Origin of the sequence: Corallococcus sp. CA049B, assembly GCF_003611685.1 — a bacterium.
GTDB classification, from domain to species: Bacteria; Myxococcota; Myxococcia; order Myxococcales; family Myxococcaceae; genus Corallococcus; species Corallococcus coralloides.
Genome location: NZ_RAWC01000052.1, coordinates 1 through 17717, shown reverse-complemented (window position 1 = coordinate 17717; position 17717 = coordinate 1). Strand labels below are relative to the sequence as shown.

Annotated in this window: 1 protein-coding gene (running past one end of the window); it reads right to left on the bottom strand. The window is 70.5% G+C overall.

Annotated features, from left to right (window positions below; genetic code table 11):
• Positions 1–17717: part of a non-ribosomal peptide synthase/polyketide synthase coding region (locus D7W82_RS14435; RefSeq protein WP_147439339.1), annotated on the bottom strand (this coding region is incomplete at its 5' end). The annotated region extends 9915 nt beyond the left edge of the window; the window shows 17717 of its 27632 annotated nt.

Sequence of the window (17717 nt, the reverse complement as noted above, 5' to 3'; positions counted from 1 at the left end):
GGCGAGGTCGAACGGCCTCCGCGCCTCCTCGTCGGCCATCCGCCGTGCCTCTTCTTCCCGGAGCGCATCAGGCCGGGCGGAGAGGTCCACGAGCGGCAGCGTCCATCCGCTGGGCGCGTGGACGGTCTGGATGGGCTGGTCCTGGTGCTCGTGGAAGGTGGTGCGCAGGGCCTCGTGGCGCTGGACGAGCGCTTCAAAGGCACGGCGCAGTGACTCCACGTCCAGGTGTCCCGAGAGCTGGAGCGCGGTGGGGATGTTGTACGACGCGTCCCCCGGCTGGAGTTGATCCAACAGCCACAGGCGCTGCTGCGCGAAGGACAGCGGTCGCGGGCCGTCTGCGTGCGTCTGGGTGGGCCCGGACCGGTGGAGGTTCGGTGTGGCCGTCTGGAGCCGCTCCGCGAGCGTGGCCACGGTAGGCGCTTCGAAGAGAGCCCGCAGCGGCAGTTCCACGCGGAACGTAGCGCGCACGCGCGAGACGAGCTGGGTGGCCAGCAGCGAATGACCGCCGAGCGCGAAGAAGTCGTCGTGGACGCCCACGCGCTCCACGCGCAGCACCTGCATGAAGAGGGTGGCGAGCTGCTCCTCGGCGGGAGTGCGCGGCGCGACGTAGATGGAGGCGAGCGCGGTGCCCTGGGGCGCGGGCAGGGCCTTGCGGTCCACCTTGCCGTTGGTGTTGAGCGGCAGGGCTTCCAGCACGAGGAGCGCGGAGGGCACCATATACTCGGGCAGGTGCTGCTTGAGGAAGGTGCGCAGCTCGGTGGAGTCCAGGGACTCTCCCGCCTCGGGGACGAGATAGGCGACGAGCCGCTTGTCTCCGGGCACATCCTCGCGGGCGAGGACGACGGCTTGATGCACGGCGGGGTGTCCCAGCAGGCAGGACTCGATTTCACCCAGCTCGATGCGGAAGCCGCGGACCTTCACCTGGAAGTCCGCGCGGCCCAGGTAGTCGAGCATGCCGTCCGCGCGCCAGCGCACCACGTCGCCCGTGCGGTAGAGGCGGGCACCGGGCGTGGTGGAGAAGGCATCCGGGATGAAACGGTCCGCCGTCAGTTCTGGCCGGTTGAGGTAGCCGCGCGCGACACCTTCACCACCGATGAAGAGCTCACCCGCGACGCCAATGGGAACGGGGCGCAGCGTGCCGTCGAGCACGTAGACGCGGACGTTGGGCAGGGGCCTGCCGATGGTGGGAGAGGGAGAAGCGTCGAAGGCGCAAGCGGTGGCGTCGACGGTGCACTCGGTGGGGCCGTAGACGTTGAAGACGCGCGGGCGCGGGGCCTGGGCGAGGTGACGCCAGGTGGCGGGGTCCACGGCCTCACCGCCGACGAGGACGCGGCTGGGGATGGCGTCGCGCTCCAGCAGGCCTTCATCCACCAGCAGGCGCAGGTGGGCGGGGGAGCAGTCGAGGACGTCCAACGCGTCCTTCTCGATGCGATTCACCAGCTCGGCCACGTCGGCGCGGGCTTCGTCAGGGACGATGCAGAGGGTGTGGCCGTCGAGCACCTGGATGAGCTGCTTGACGGAGGCGTCGAAGGAGAGCGGCGCGTTGACGCTGACGCGCTCTCCCGGTTGTGAGTCCGCGTGCACCGTCGCGGCGAGGGCGACGCGAAGGTTGAGCACGGAGCGGTGCTGAATCATCACGCCCTTGGGACGGCCGGTGCTGCCGGAGGTGTAGATGATGTAGGCGAGGTGCTCCGGCGTGACGGACGTCACCGGAGCGCCCGAGGGCTCACGGGCGAGTGAGTCCAAATCGGAGTCCAGGCAGAGGGTGTGCGCGGAGTGCGGAGGCAGTGAGTCACGCAGGCGCTGCTGGGTGAGCACCACCGGAGCACCCGTGTCGGTGAGGACGTGGGCAAGCCACTCGCGCGGGTAGCTGGGGTCGATGGGGACGTAGGCGCCACCGGCCTTGAGGGTGCCGAGGATGCCGACGAGGGCCTCCACGGAGCGCTCCACGCAGAGCACCACACGCACGTCGGGGCCAACGCCCAGCTTCACCAGCCGGTGGGCGAGTTGATTGGCGCGCGTGTCCAGCTCACGGAAGGTGAGCTGCTCCTCACGGCAGATGACGGCCAGTGCATCCGGGGTGAGACGGGCCTGGGCGCTGAAGGCCTCATGGAGGCAGAGGTCGCGAGGGAAGTCAGCGCTGGGGCCGTTCCAATCCACGAGGAGCCGCTGCCGCTCCGGAGCGGTGAGCAGGGGCAGGCTCGCGAGCGTCGCGTCCGGCTGAGCGGCGATGGCCTCCAGCAGCACGCCCAGGTGGCCCACCATTCGCTGGACCGTCGCAACCTCGAAGAGGTCCGTCGCGTACGTGAGCAGCCCGACGAAGCCCTGGGGCGACTCGCCGAGGGTGAGCGTGAGGTCGAACTTGGAGGACCGGGTGTCCACCGGGACGCTCTGGAAGGACAGGCCGGACACGCGGAGCGCTTCGGTGGGCGCGTTCTGCAGGGAGAACATCGCCTGGAAGAGCGCGCTGCGGCTCAGGTCGCGCGAAGGCTGGAGGACCTCCACCAGCTTCTCGAAGGGCAGGTGCTGATGCTCGTAGGCCGCGAGCGTCGTGCGGCGCACCTGCGCGAGGAGCTCACGGAAGGTCGCCTGCGGCTGCACGTGAGCGCGCAGCACCAGCGTGTTGACGAAGAAGCCGATGAGGCCCTCGGTCTCCGCCTGCGTGCGGCCCGCGATGGGCGTGCCCACGCTGATGTCGTCCTGCGTGGAGTAGCGCGCCAGGAGCAGCTGCCAGGCCGCCAGCAGCAGCATGAAGGGGGTGGCGCCTTCATCCTGGGCCAGGGCCTTCAGGGACTGGGAGACCTCCAACGGGATGCGCACGTCCACCGTGGCGCCCCGGCGCGACTGCACCGGCGGACGCGGACGGTCCGTGGGCAGGTCCAGCGCGGAAGGTGCCCCCCCGAGCTGCTTCTTCCAGTAGCCCAGCTGCTCGTCCAGGGCCTCGCCCTGGAGCCAGCCTCGCTGCCACATCGAGAAGTCCGCGTACTGCACGGGCAGCGGCGGGAGCGAAGGCCACTGGCCCGTGGCGAAGGCTTCGTAGAAGGCCGCCACTTCCCGGACGAGCACGCCCATGGACCAGCCGTCGGAGACGATGTGGTGCATCGTCACCAGCAACAGGTGCGAGTCCTGCCCCAGCCGCACCAGCGTGCTGCGCAGCAACGGGCCCGTGGAGAGGTCGAAGGGACGCCGGGCCTCCGTGGCCGCCGCGCACTGGGCCTCCTCCTCCCGCCGCGACTCAGGCAGGGACGTCAGGTCGATGAGGGGCAGCTCCCAGCCGGAGGGCTCCTGGATGCATTGCGACGGCTCCTCCTGCGACGTGGAGAGCGTGGTGCGCAGGGATTCGTGGCGCTCCACCAGCGCTTCGAAGGCGCGGCGCAATGACTCCAGCTCCACCGGGCCCGTCAGCCGCAGGGCGGTGGGGATGTTGTACGAGAGGTCACCCGGCTGGAGCTGATCCAGCAGCCACAGGCGCTGCTGGGCGAAGGACAGCGGGATGAGGCCCTCGCGCGGCATGGGCCGCAGGGGCGGTGCGCGCAGCCCGGCGGACCGGGCTTCCTCGAGCTTCGGCGCGAGCCCTTCGACCGTGGGCGCCTCGAAGAGGGCCCGCAGCGGCAGCTCCACACGGAAGGTGGCGCGCACGCGCGAGACGAGCTGGGTGGCCAACAGCGAGTGGCCTCCCATGGCGAAGAAGTCGTCCCGCACGCCGATGCGCTCCACGCGGAGGACGTCGGCGAAGAGCGTGGCCAGCTGCTCCTCGGTGGCGGTGCGCGGCGCGACGAAGACGGTGCTCCGCGGTGTGTTCCCCGGCTCCGGCAGGGCCTTCCTGTCCACCTTGCCGTTGGCGTTGAGGGGCAGCGCGTCCAGCACCACGAAGGCCGACGGCACCATGTACTCCGGCAACCGCTGCTTGAGGCCTGCCCGGAGCGTGTCCGGGGTCGGCGAATGGCCCGCGCGCGCGGTGACGTAGCCGATGAGGCGCTTGTCCGCGCCGGTGCCTCGCGCCACGACGACCGCTTCATTGACGCCAGCGGCGGAGCGCAGCGCGGTCTCGATTTCGCCCAGCTCGATGCGGAAGCCTCGCACCTTCACCTGGAGGTCGACACGGCCCAGGAAGTCGAGCGTGCCGTCCTCCCGCCAGCGGGCCTGGTCGCCCGTGCGGTAGAGGCGCTCGCCCGGCGTGGTGGCGAAGGGGTGGGGGATGAAGCGCTCCGCGGTCAGGTCCGGACGGTGCAGGTAGCCCCAGGCCAGGCCCTGGCCTCCGACGTACACCTCGCCGGCAATGCCCACGGGCACCGGGTGCAGGTGCCCGTCGAGCACGTAGACGGTGGAGTTGGAGGGCGGCCGGCCGATGGGGATGGCGCCTTCCACGCGCGAGCCATGGCCCATGGCGAAGGTGGTGGCGAGGGTGGTGCTCTCCGTGGGGCCGTAGGCGTTGTGGAAGCTGGCGCCTTCGGGGATGCGCGCCAGGTGCTCACGCACCCGGTCCGCGGGCAGCACGTCGCCCCCGGAGAGGATCTGACGCACGCCCGCGAGCGCTTCACCCTGGTGCAGGGCCATCTGCTCGAAGAGCGCGGTCGTCAGGAACAGCGTCGTCACGCCGTGGTGGCGCAGCAGCGCGGCCAGCTCCTCCAACGAGAGCGAGTGCGGCGGCGCGAGGACGAGCTTCGAGCCATTCAGCAACGCTCCCCAGATTTCGAGCGTGGAGGCGTCGAAGGCGATGGGGGCGACCTGGAGCCAGACCTCGTCAGCGCCGAGGCGCATGAAGGTGCTGCCGACCACCATTCGCGTGATGCCCCGGTGCGGAATGCAGACGCCCTTGGGGCGGCCGGTGCTCCCGGAGGTGAACATCACGTAGGCCATGGCCTCGCCGTCCACGCGGACGTCGGGAGCGTGGGTGGGCCGCGTGGCGATGACGTCGCGCTGCGCATCCAGCCAGACGCGGGTGCCGGTGGCGGGCAGCAGTGACGCGAAGGGCTGGTGGGTGACGACGAAGTGGACGTCCGCGTCCTCCAGCAGGGCTTCAATGCGCTCCACGGGTGCATTGCGGTCCACGGGGACGTAGGTGGCCCCCACCTTGAGGATGGCGAGGAGCGCCGCCACCAGCTCGAAGGACCGCTCGACGGCGAGGCCGACCCGCGCACCCGGCGCGATGCCGAGCTCGCGCAGGTGGTGCGCCAGCTGGTTCGCGCGCGCGTCCAGCTGGGCATAGGTCAGCGAGGCGTCCCCCAGGACGAGGGCGACGGCGTCGGGCGCGCGCTGCGCCTGCCGGGCGAAGTGGATGTGGACGGGGATGTCCGTGGGGCTGGCGACGGTGGTGTCGTTCCACTCCACGAGGATGCGCTGCCGCTCCTCGCTGGAGAGCAGGGACAGCCCGGACAGGGACTGCTCGGGCCGGGCGGCCACGGCCTCCAGCAGCGTGAGCAGCTGGCGGGCCATCCGCTCCACGGTGCCGTGCTTGAAGAGGGCGGTGCTGTACTCCAGCGAACCCACGAAGCCCTGGGGCGAGTCCTGCATCGCCAGGTTGAGGTCGAACTTGGCGGAGCGCCCTTCGGTGATGATCTGCTGGAAGGTGAGGCCGCGAACGCGCAGCTCTCCCACCGGAGCGTTCTGGAGGGCGAACATCACCTGGAACAGCGGGCTGCGGCTCGCGTCCCGCACCGGCTGGAGGACCTCCACCAGCTTCTCGAACGGAAGGTGCTGGTGTTCGTAGGCCGCGAGCGTCGTGCCGCGCACCTGGGCGAGCAACGCCCGGAAGGAGTCCTCCGGCGTCACACGCGTGCGCAGGACGAGCGTGTTGACGAAGAAGCCGATGAGGCCCTCGGTCTCCGCTTGCGTGCGGCCCGCGATGGGCGAACCCACGGTGATGTCGTCCTGCGCGGAGTAGCGCGACAGGAGCACCTGGAACGCCGCGAGCAGCACCATGAAGGGCGTGGCGCCTTCACGCTGCGCCAGCGCCTTGAGGGCGTCGGACGTCGCCTGGGGAATCCGGACGGAGACGGCCGCGCCCTGGTGGGACTGGATGGCGGGACGCGGATGGTCGGTGGGCAGCTCCAGCGCGAACGCCGCGCCCGAGAGCTGCTGTTTCCAGTAGCCCAGCTGCGCGTCCAGGGCTTCCCCCTGGAGCCACTGGCGCTGCCGTTCCGCGAAGTCCGCGTACTGCACCGGCAGCGGGGCCAGCGTGGGCGTCTGACCGGAGGTGAAGGCCTCGTAGAAGGCCACCAGCTCGCGGACGAGCACGCCCATGGACCAGCCGTCGGAGACGATGTGGTGCATCGTCACGAGCAGGAAGTGGTCCTCCTCCGTCAGCCGCACCAGCGTCGTGCGCAGCAGGGGGCCTCGCTCCAGGTGGAAGGGCTGGTTCGCTTCCCTGGTGAGCCGGCGCTGAGCCTCGGCTTCGCGCCGCGCGTCGGGCAGCGCGGACAGGTCCACGAGCGGCAGCGTCCACGCGTCCGGCACGTGGATGTGCTGCGTGGCCTGTCCTTCATGCTCATGGAAGGTGGTGCGCAGGGATTCGTGACGCGCGACCAGGGACTCGAAAGCGCGGCGCAGCGACGCCACGTCCACCGGCCCCTTCAGCCGGAGCGCCGAGGGGATGTTGTACGACGCATCCCCCGGCGTGAGCTGATCCAGGAACCAGAGGCGCTGCTGGGCGAAGGAGAGCGGAATGGCGCCCGTGCGTGAGGCGGGGCGGAGCGGAGGCGCCCCTCGGGCCGCCGCGGGCCGCGCGTCCGCGAGCTTCAGCGCGAGGGCGGCCACGGTCGGCGCATCGAAGAGGGCCCGCAGGGGCAGCTCCAGCCCGAGCGTGGCCCTCACGCGCGAGACGAGCTGGGTGGCCAGCAGCGAGTGGCCTCCCAACGCGAAGAAGTCATCGTGGAGGCCCACCCGCTCCACCCGGAGGACTTCGGTGAAGAGGGCCGCCAGCTGCTTCTCGGTGGCGGTGCGCGGTGCGACGTAGGCGACGGCGCGCGCGGTCTCCTCCGGCTCTGGCAGGGCCTTGCGGTCGACCTTGCCGTTGGCGTTGAGGGGCAGCGCGTCCAGCACCACGGAGGCCGACGGCACCATGTACTCCGGCAGGCTCCGCCGGAGGTGGGCCTTGAGCGCGTCCGCGTCCAGCGACTGGCCTTCGCTCGCGGTGACGTAGGCGATGAGGCGCTTGTCCGCGTCCGCGCCTCGGGCCACGACGACGGCCTCGTTGACGCCCGGGAAGGCGCGCAGGGCGGCTTCGACTTCACCCAGCTCGATGCGGAAGCCGCGCACCTTCACCTGGAAGTCGACGCGGCCCAGGAAGTCGAGCGTGCCGTCCGCCTTCCAGCGGGCCTTGTCTCCCGTGCGGTAGAGCCGCTCGCCCGGAGTGGAGGCGAAGGGGTGGGGGACGAAGCGCTCCGCGGTCAGGTCGGGGCGGTTCAGGTAGCCCCAGGCCAGGCCCTGGCCGCCGACGTACACCTCGCCCGCGACACCCACGGGCATCGGGCGCAGGCTTGCGTCGAGCACGTAGACCGTGGAGTTGGAGAGCGGCCGGCCGATGGACACCGACCCGCCCACCACGGAATCGCGGTGCATGGCGAAGGTGGTGGAGAAGGTGGTGTTCTCCGTGGGGCCGTAGCCGTTGTGGAAGGTGGCGCCTTCCGGCAGGCGGGCCAGGTGCTCACGAACGCGGGCGGCAGGCAGCACGTCGCCACCCGCGAGGACCTGGCGCACGCCCGCGAGCGCTTCACCCTGGTGAAGTGCCATCTGCTCGAAGAGGGCGGCGGTGAGCCAGAGCGACGTCACGCGGTGGTGACGCAGCTGGGCAGCCAGCTCCTCCAGGGAGAGGGAGTGCGGCGGAGCGAGGACGAGCTTCGCGCCGTGCAGCAGCGCGCCCCAGATTTCGAGCGTGGACGCATCGAAGGCAACAGGGGCCGCCTGGAGCCAGACCTCGTCCGGCCCGAAGCGCATGAAGGTGCTGCCGAGCACGAGGCGGGTGATGCCCCGGTGGGGTACGCTGACGCCCTTGGGACGGCCCGTGGAGCCCGAGGTGAACATCACGTAAGCCAGGGCTTCACCGTCCACGCGGACGTCGGGCGCATGCGTGGGCCGCGAGGCGAGCTCCGCGGACTGGGCATCCAGCCAGACTCGGGTACCGGATGCGGGCAGCAGGGAAGCGAAGGGCTGGTGCGCGAGCGTCACGCTGACGCCCGTGTCCTCCAGCAGGGCGGCGATGCGGTCCACGGGGGCATTGCGGTCCACGGGGACGAAGGCCGCGCCCACCTTGAGGGTGGCGAGGAGCGCGGTCACCAGCTCGAAGGAGCGTTCGATGGCGAGGCCGACGCGCGCGCCAGGGACGATGCCCATGGCACGCAGGTGATGAGCCAACTGGTTCGCGCGTGAATCCAGCTGTGCATACGTCAGCGTCGCGTCGCCCAGCACCAGGGCCACCGCGTCGGGCGTGCGCTGTGCCTGCCGGACGAAGTGGACGTGGACGGGCACGTCCGTAGGACTGACGGCGGCCGTGGCATTCCACTCCACGAGGACGCGGTGACGCTCCTCACTGGAGAGGAGGGACAGCCCGGCAACGGGCTGCTCGGGCTTCGCGGCCACGGCCTCCAGGAGCGTGCGCAGATGGCTGCCCATCCGCTCGATGGTGCTCCGCTCGAAGAGGGCGGTGCTGTACTCCATCCAGCCGGTGAACCCCTGCGGTGAGTCCTGCAACGTCAGGGTGAGATCGAACTTGGCGGAGTGGCCCTCGGCGACGACCGGCCGGAAGGTGAGGCCCGGTACGCGCAGCGCTTCTCCAGGGGCGTTCTGGAGGACGAACATCACCTGGAACAGCGGGCTGCGGCTCGCGTCCCGCACGGGGTGGAGGACCTCCACCAGCTTCTCGAAGGGCACGTGCTGATGCTCGTACGCCGCGAGCGTCGTGCCGCGCACTTGAGCGAGCAGCTGGCGGAAGGACTCCTCTGGCGTCACGCGCGCACGGAGCACGAGCGTGTTGACGAAGAAGCCGATGAGTCCTTCTGTCTCCGCCTGCGTGCGCCCCGCGATGGGCGAGCCCACGGTGATGTCGTCCTGGCCCGCGTAGCGCGACAGGAGGACCTGCCAGGCCGCGAGCAGCACCATGAAGGGCGTGGCGCCCTCGCGCTGGGCCAGGGCCTTGAGCGCTTCGGAGGTCGCCTGGGGAATCCTCACGGCGTGAGTCGCACCCGCGGGGGACTGGATGGCCGGGCGGGGATGATCCGTGGGCAGCTCCAGCGTGGCCGGAGCCCCCGCGAGCTGCTGCTTCCAGTAGCCCAACTGCGCGTCGAGCGTCTCGCCCTGGAGCCAGTCGCGCTGCCACGCCGCGAAGTCCGTGTACTGCACCGGCAGCGGGGCCAGCGCGGGCGTCTGACCGGCGCTGAAGGCCTCGTAGAAGGCCACCAACTCGCGGACGAGCACGCCCATGGACCAGCCGTCGGAGACGATGTGGTGCATCGTCACGAGCAACAGGTGCTCTTCCGCCGCCAGTCGCACGAGCGCGGTGCGCAGCAGCGGACCGTTCCGCAGGTCGAACGGCTGACGTGCATCCGCCTCGACCTTCCGCTGTGCTTCGTCTTCGCGTCGCGCTTCGGGCAGCGTGGAAAGGTCGATGAGCGGCAACGCCCACGTGGCGGGCGTGTGGATGTGCTGGGTGGCCTGCCCTTCACTTTCGCGGAAGGTGGTGCGCAGGGCGTCGTGGCGAGCGACCAGCGCTTCAAAGGCGCGGCGCAGCGACTCCACGTCCACCTGACCCGTCAGCCGGAGCGCGGTGGGGATGTTGTAGGACGCATCGCCCGGCGTGAGCTGATCCAGGAACCAGAGCCGCTGCTGCGCGAAGGAGAGGGGCTGGGGCCCGTCCGCCTGGGTCCGGGTGAGCGGAGGGAGGCGGACGCTCGGCGTCTGGGATTGGAGGCGCTCGGAGAGCGTGGCCACCGTGGGGGATTCGAAGAGGGCCCGCAGCGGCAGCTCTGTGCGGAACGTGGCGCGCACGCGGGAGACGAGCTGGGTGGCCAGCAGCGAATGACCGCCTAGCGCGAAGAAGTCGTCGTGGATGCCCACGCGCTCCAAGTGCAGCACCTGCGTGAAGAGGGCCGCGAGCTGCTCTTCGGCAGGAGTGCGCGGCGCGACGAAGGTGGAGGCGAGCGCGGTGCCCTGGGGCGCGGGCAGGGCCTTGCGGTCCACCTTGCCGTTGGTGTTCAGCGGCAGGGCTTCCAGCACGAGGAGCGCGGAGGGGCGCATGTGCTCGGGCAGGAGCTGCTTGAGCCAGTCCTTGAGAACTTCAGGCGTGGGCGCGGACTCCGTGCCTTCCGGAGGCACGACGTACGCGACGAGCCGCTTGTCGCCGGGCACGTCCTCGCGAGCCAGCACCACGGCGGCGTGCACCTGGGGATGCTTGAGGAGCGCGGCTTCGATTTCGCCCAGTTCGATGCGGAAGCCGCGGACCTTCACCTGGAAGTCCGCGCGGCCCAGGTAGTCGAGCATGCCGTCCGCGCGCCAGCGCACCACGTCGCCCGTGCGGTAGAGGCGGGCACCGGGCGTGGTGGAGAAGGCATCCGGGATGAAGCGGTCCGCCGTCAGCTCGGGACGGTTGAGGTAGCCGCGCGCAACACCCTCACCGCCGATGAAGAGCTCACCCGCGACGCCAATGGGCACCGGGCGCAGCGTGCCGTCGAGCACGTAGACGCGGACGTTGGGCAGGGGCCTGCCGATGGTGGGAGAGGGAGAAGCATCGAAGGCGCAGGCGGTGGCGTCGACGGTGCACTCGGTGGGGCCGTAGACGTTGAAGACGCGCGGGCGCGGGGCCTGGGCGAGGTGACGCCAGGTGGCGGGGTCCACGGCCTCACCGCCGACGAGGACGCGGCTGGGGATGGCCTCGCGCTCCAGCAGGCCTTCATCCACCAGCAGGCGCAGGTGCGCGGGGGAGCAGTCGAGGACGTCCAACGCGTCCTTCTCGATGCGATTCACCAGCTCGGCCACGTCGGCGCGGGCTTCGTCAGGGACGATGCAGAGGGTGTGGCCGTCGAGCACCTGGATGAGCTGCTTGACGGAGGCGTCGAAGGAGAGCGGCGCGTTGACGCTGACGCGCTCTCCCGGTTGTGAGTCCGCGTGCACCGTCGCGGCGAGGGCGACGCGAAGGTTGAGCACGGAGCGGTGCTGAATCATCACGCCCTTGGGGCGGCCGGTGCTGCCGGAGGTGTAGATGATGTAGGCGAGGTGCTCCGGCGTGACGGACGTCACCGGAGCGCCCGAGGGCTCACGGGCGAGTGAGTCCGAATCGGAGTCCAGGCAGAGGGTGTGCGCGGAGTGCGGAGGCAGTGAGTCACGCAGGCGCTGCTGGGTGAGCACCACCGGAGCACCCGTGTCGGTGAGGACGTGGGCAAGCCACTCGCGCGGGTAGCTGGGGTCGATGGGGACGTAGGCGCCACCGGCCTTGAGGATGCCGAGGATGCCAACGAGTGCCTCCACGGAGCGCTCCACGCACAGCACGACGCGAACGTCGGGGCCAACGCCCAGCTTCACCAGCCGGTGGGCGAGCTGATTGGCGCGCGTGTCCAGCTCACGGAAGGTGAGCTGCTCCTCACGGCAGATGACTGCCAGTGCATCCGGGGTGAGACGGGCCTGGGCGCTGAAGGCGTCGTGAAGGCAGAGGTCGCGGGGGAACTCAGCACTGGGGCCATTCCAATCGACGAGGATCCGCTGCCGCTCCGGAGCGGTGAGCAGGGGCAGGCTCGCGAGCGTCGAGTCCGGCTGTGCGGCGATGGCCTCCAGCAGCACGCCCAGGTGGCCCACCATGCGCTGCATGGTCGACGCATCGAAGAGGTCGCTGCTGTACTCCAGGACGCCCACGAAGCCCTGGGGCGAGTCCTGCATCGTCAACGTCAGGTCGAACTTCGCCGAGTTCGATTCGAGCGGGAGTTGCTCGAAGGACAAGCCCGGCACGCGCAGCGCTTCCATGGGCGTGTTCTGCAGGGAGAACATCGCCTGGAAGAGCGCGCTGCGGCTCAGGTCGCGCACGGGCTGGAGGGTCTCCACCAGCTTCTCGAACGGCACGTGCTGGTGCTCGTAGGCCGCGAGCGTCGTACCGCGCACCTGGGCAAGCAGCTGGCGGAAGGTCGCCTGCGGCTGCACGTGAGCGCGCAGCACCAGCGTGTTGACGAAGAAGCCGATGAGGCCCTCGGTCTCCGCCTGCGTGCGGCCCGCGATGGGCGTGCCCACGCTGATGTCGCCTTGCGTGGAGTAGCGCGACAGCAGCACCTGGAACGCCGCGAGCAGCAGCATGAAGGGCGTGGCGCCTTCACGCTGCGCCAGCACCTTGAGGGCGTCCGAGAGCTGCGCGGGGACGCGCAGGTCCACCGTGGCTCCACGGTGCGACTGCACGGGCGGACGTGGACGGTCCGTGGGCAGGTCCAGCGCGGCGGGCGCACCCGCGAGCTTCTCCTTCCAGTAGGCGAGCTGGGTCTCCAGCGTCTCGCCCTGGAGCCATGAACGCTGCCAGACGGAGAAGTCCGCGTACTGCACGGGCAGCGGCGCCAGGGTGGGCAGGTGATCCGTGTGGAACGCCGCATAGAGCGCGGTGAGCTCCCGGACGAGGACGCTCATGGACCAGCCGTCGGAGACGATGTGGTGCATCGTCACCAGCAGCACATGCTCCGCTTCCCCCAGTCGCACCAGCGACGTGCGCAGGAGCGGACCGGCTTCCAGGTCGAAGGGACGCCGGGCCTCCACGTTCGCGAGGCGGCGCGCCTCTTCTTCCCGCTGGGCCTCGGGCACCGAGGACACGTCGAGCAGCGGCAGTGTCCATGCCCCGGGCAAGTGGATGCGCTGAGCGGGCTGGCCTTGGTGCTGGAAGAAGGTGGTGCGCAGCGTCTCATGCCGGGCGACGAGGGCCTCGAAGGCACGGCGCAGGGACTCCACGTCCACCTGGCCCTTCAGCCGAAGGGCGGCGGGGATGTTGTACGCGGCGCTGCCCGGCTGGAGCTGATCCAACAGCCACAGCCGCTGCTGCGCGAAGGAGAGCGGCGGCGGACCCTCGTGGGCGGCGACAGGGAGCGGCGGGAGTCGGGAGCCCTCGGTGGCGGTGCGCAGGCGCTCGGCGAGGGCGGCGACGGTGGGGGCCTCGAAGAGGGCACGCAGCGGCAGCTCCGCACCGAAGGCCGCGCGGACGCGAGAGACGAGCTGGGTGGCCAGCAGCGAGTGTCCACCGAGAGAGAAGAAGTCGTCGTGGACGCCCACGCGCTCCACGCGCAGGACGTGGGCGAAGACGTCCGCGAGCTTCTCTTCGGTTGCATCGCGAGGAGCGACGAAGTCCGCGAGCGGCGATGCGTCGGGGACGGGCAGCGCCTTCCTGTCCACCTTGCCGTTGGGGCTGAGGGGTAGGGCCTCCAAGACGATGAAGGCGGAGGGCACCATGTACTCGGGCAGCCGCTCCTTGAGGAACGTGCGCACCGCCGAGGGGTCCAGCTGCTGGTCCTGGGCGGGCACGACGTATGCGACGAGTCGCTTGTCTCCAGGGACGTCCTCACGGGCGAGGACGGCGGCTTCATGCACGGACGCATGGGCGAGGAGCGAGGCCTCGATTTCGCCCAGCTCGATGCGGAAGCCACGCACCTTCACCTGGAAGTCGAGCCGCTGGAGGTAGTCCAGCTGGCCGTCTGCCTTCCAGCGCACGACGTCACCGGTGCGGTAGAGGCGGGCACCTGGGGTGGAGGAGAAGGGGTTCGGGATGAAGCGCTCGGCACTCAGTGCGGGCTGGCCCAGGTAACCCCAGGCCAGGCCTTCGCTGGCTAGGAACAGCTCACCGGGGACACCCACGGGCACCGGCTGCAAGTGGGCATCGAGGACGTAGGTGCGGGTGTTGGCGATGGGGCGGCCAATGGGAGGCCGCGTGCCGTCGTCGCGCGTGACGGCGGTGAAGGTGGCGACGACGGTGCTCTCAGTGGGGCCGTAGTGGTTGAAGAGGGGGGCGGGCACCGAAGGCGGCGGCCCGTGGTGCAGGGCGTCTCCGCCCGTCAGCAAGGCACGGAGGGCCATGGGGCGAGGCCACTCTTCACGCAGCACGGCCTCGGCCAGGGGCGTGGGCATGAAGCAGGTGGTGATGGCTTCGCGGGCCAGCCACTGAAGCAGCTGGGACGGCTCCGCACGCACGGAGTCAGGCGGGACGACGAGGCTGGCGCCGGAGGCGAGGGACGGCCACACCTCCCAGGTGGAAGCGTCGAAGGCGACGCCCGCGGTGAGGGCGGTGGAGTCCTGGGGCGTCAGCGAATAGGTGCGCTGGTGCCAGGAGACGAGGTTCATCAACGCGCGGTGGTGGACGGCGACGCCCTTGGGGCGGCCGGTGCTGCCGGACGTGTAGATGACGTAGGCCAAGTCCTCCGGGCCCACGGGCGTCACCGGCAGCGGCGGCTGCGGTGCACCCGTTTCCATCTCCAGCGAGAGGACGCGCGAAGTGAGGGACGGCAGCGAGTCACGCAGGTGCTGCTGGGTGAGGAGGACGGTAGCGCCGCAGTCCTCCAGCATGAAGGCCAGGCGCTCCGGCGGGACACCGGGAGCGACGGGGACGTAGGCGGCGCCCACCTTGAGGGCGCCCAGCAGGCCCGCCACCAGCTCCGGAGAGCGCTCCGCGACGACGGCGACGCGGCTCCCCCGAGTGACACCGGCCGCGTGCAACTGGACGGCAAGCTGGTTCGCCCATGCATTGAGGGCCGCGTAGGTCACGCTTCGCTCCCCCATGCGCACGGCGACGGCGTCAGGCGTGTGTCGGGCATGCTCCGCGACGACGTGGTGGATGCAGGTGTCGCGAGGGAAGGCGATGTCCGTCTCATTCCACTCGACGAGGAGCTGCTTCCGCTCCTCCGCGGTCATCACCTCCAGCGTGGACACGCGCGCGTCGGGCTGTGCGGCGAGAGAGGCGAGGAGGACACCGAAGTGGCGCATGAGGCGCTGGACGGTGGAGGCGTCGAAGAGGTCGGAGCTGTACTCGAGGAAGCCGGTGAGGCCCTGGGGCACCTCGAAGAGGGTGAGGGCCAAATCGAAGCGGGAGGAGTTGCCCTCCAGGGGGATGGGCTGGAAGGCCATGCCCGGCACGCGCAGCGCTTCGGCGGGTGCGTTCTGCAGGACGAGCATCACCTGGAAGAGCGGGCTGCGGCTCAAGTCACGCGAGGGCTGGAGGACCTCCACCAGCTTCTCGAAGGGGACGTGCTGGTGCTCATAGGCCGCGAGGGTGGTGGCCTTCACCTGGGAGAGCAGCTGGCGGAAGGAGTCCTCCGGGCGCACGTGGGCACGCAGGACGAGCGTGTTGACGAAGAAGCCGATGAGGCCTTCGGCCTCGGAGTGGGTGCGGCCGGCGATGGGGGAGCCGACGCTGATGTCGTCCTGGCCGGAGTAGCGCGACAGCAGCAGCTGGAAGGCAGAGAGCAGCAGCATGAAGGGCGTCGCGCCCTCCCGCTGAGCGAGGCTGCGCAGTGAGTCCGTCAGCTCCGAGGGGAACTGCACGGGCACGGTGGCGCCACGGCGGGACTGCACGGCTGGCCGAGGATGGTCCGTGGGCAGCTCCAGCGCGGCAGGCGCACCGGACAGCTGCTGCTTCCAGTATCCGAGCTGCGCATCCAGCGTCTCACCCTGGAGCCACTGGCGCTGCCAGAGGGCGAAGTCCGCGTACCGCACGGGCAGCGGAGGCAGGGAGGGAGCCCGGCCTCCACTGAAGGACTCATAGAGGCTCGCCAGTTCACGGATGAGGACGCCCATGGACCAGCCGTCGGAGACGATGTGATGCATCGTCGCGAGGAGGACGTGGGAGTCGTCCGAAAGTTTGAGGAGGGCCGTGCGCAGCAGCGGCCCACGGACGAGGTTGAAGGGCAGTCGGGCCTCACGGGTGGCAAGCCGCAACGTCTGCGCCTCTCGCGCGGACTCCTCCAGGCCGCACAGATCCTCCACGGGGAGCGCCCAGGTCGCCGGGGCGTGGATGCGCTGGAACGGCTGGCCCTGCTCCTCGAAGAAGGTGGTGCGCAGCGCTTCATGGCGCGCGACGAGCGCTTCGAAGGCACGACGCAGCGCTTCGATGTCCAGGCGGCCCAGGAGTCGCAGCGCGACGGGCAGATTGTAGGAGGCGTCGTCCGGGGTCAGCTGGTCGAGGAACCAAAGGCGTTGCTGAGCGAAGGAGAGCGGCAGGTGTCCTTCGGTGCGCGTACGCGTCAAGGAGGGCAGACGCGTGCGGGTAGAGGCTCGCTGGAGGCGTTCCGCGAGTGCCTCGATGGTGGGGGCCTCGAAGAGGGCGCGGAGGGGCAACTCCACGTCCAGCGCCGCGCGCACGCGGGCCACCAGCTGCGTGGCGAGGAGCGAGTGGCCACCCAGCTCGAAGAAGTTGTCCGTGCGGCCCACGGCGGGGACGCGCAGCACTTCGCTCCAGAGTGCGGCGAGCTTCTCCTCCAGTGGCGTCGCCGGGGCCTCGTAGGCGTGTGAAGCCCGGAGCGCGCTCGCGTCGGGAGCAGGGAGGGCCTTGCGGTCCACCTTGCCGTTGGACGTGAGAGGCAGCGCGTCCATGGGGACGAAGGCGGCGGGCACCATGTACTCGGGCAGGTGCTGCTTGAGGTGGGCGCGCAGGGCCGTGACGTCGAGGGCGTCACCGACGACATAGGCCACCAGTCGCTTGTCGCCCGGGGAGTCCTCGCGGGCGAGCACGACGGCGTCCTTCACGGCCGGGGCGGCACGCAGCGCGTTCTCGACTTCGCCCAACTCGATGCGGAAGCCGCGCACCTTCACCTGGGCGTCGATGCGGCCCACGAAGTCCAACTGGCCATCCGCGCGCCAGCGCACCACGTCGCCGGTGCGGTAGAGGCGAGCCCCTTCCTCCCCGGAGAAGGCGTCCGGTACGAAGCGCTCGGCGGTGAGGCCCGGCCGTCCCGCGTACCCTCGCGCCACGCCCACGCCGCTGATGTGCAGCTCACCGCGCACACCCACGGGGACGGGCTGCCCGTGCGGGTCCAACACGTAGACGCGCACGTTCGCCAGCGGCTTGCCGATGGAGGGCACGTCCCCATCCGCCACCACCTCGCCGAAGGTGGCGATGACGGTGGCTTCGGTAGGGCCGTAGGTATTGAGCAGGCGCCGCCCCGGGGCCCAGCGCGCGACGACGTCCGCGGGCAGGGCTTCGCCGCCGGAGATGACGGTGCGCACCTTGGGCAGCCCCTCGGAGGACGTGGCCGCCAGCGCCGCGGGGGTGAGGCTGACGACGCTCAACTCCTGCTCCCGCAACAGCACGGGCAGCGGCGCGCCCGGCATCAGCTTCTCCAGCGGTGCCAACACCAGCGTGGCGCCGTTGCAGAGGGTGGTGAAAATCTCCTCCACGGAGAGGTCGAAGCTGAGGCTGGCGAACTGCAACACGCGGCTGCCAGGGCCGATGCCGTAGGCCACCGCTTCGTGGGTGACGAGGTTGGCCACGCTGCGGTGCTCCACCGCCGTGCCCTTGGGCGTGCCGGTGCTGCCCGAGGTGTAGAGCAGGTACGCCATGTTCGCGGGCGTCACGCACGTAGTAGGCGCATCTGTCGGCTCAGCGGAGAGCGCGCTGCGCTCCGTATCCAGGCAGAGCGCGCGGGCATGCAGCGCTTCGGGGAAGCGGTCCACGAGTGGCTGCTGGGTGACGAGCACCTGGGCCGCGCTGTCCTCCATCATGAAGGCCAGTCGCTCGCGGGGCAGCAGCGGATCCACCGGCACCCAGGCACCACCGGCCT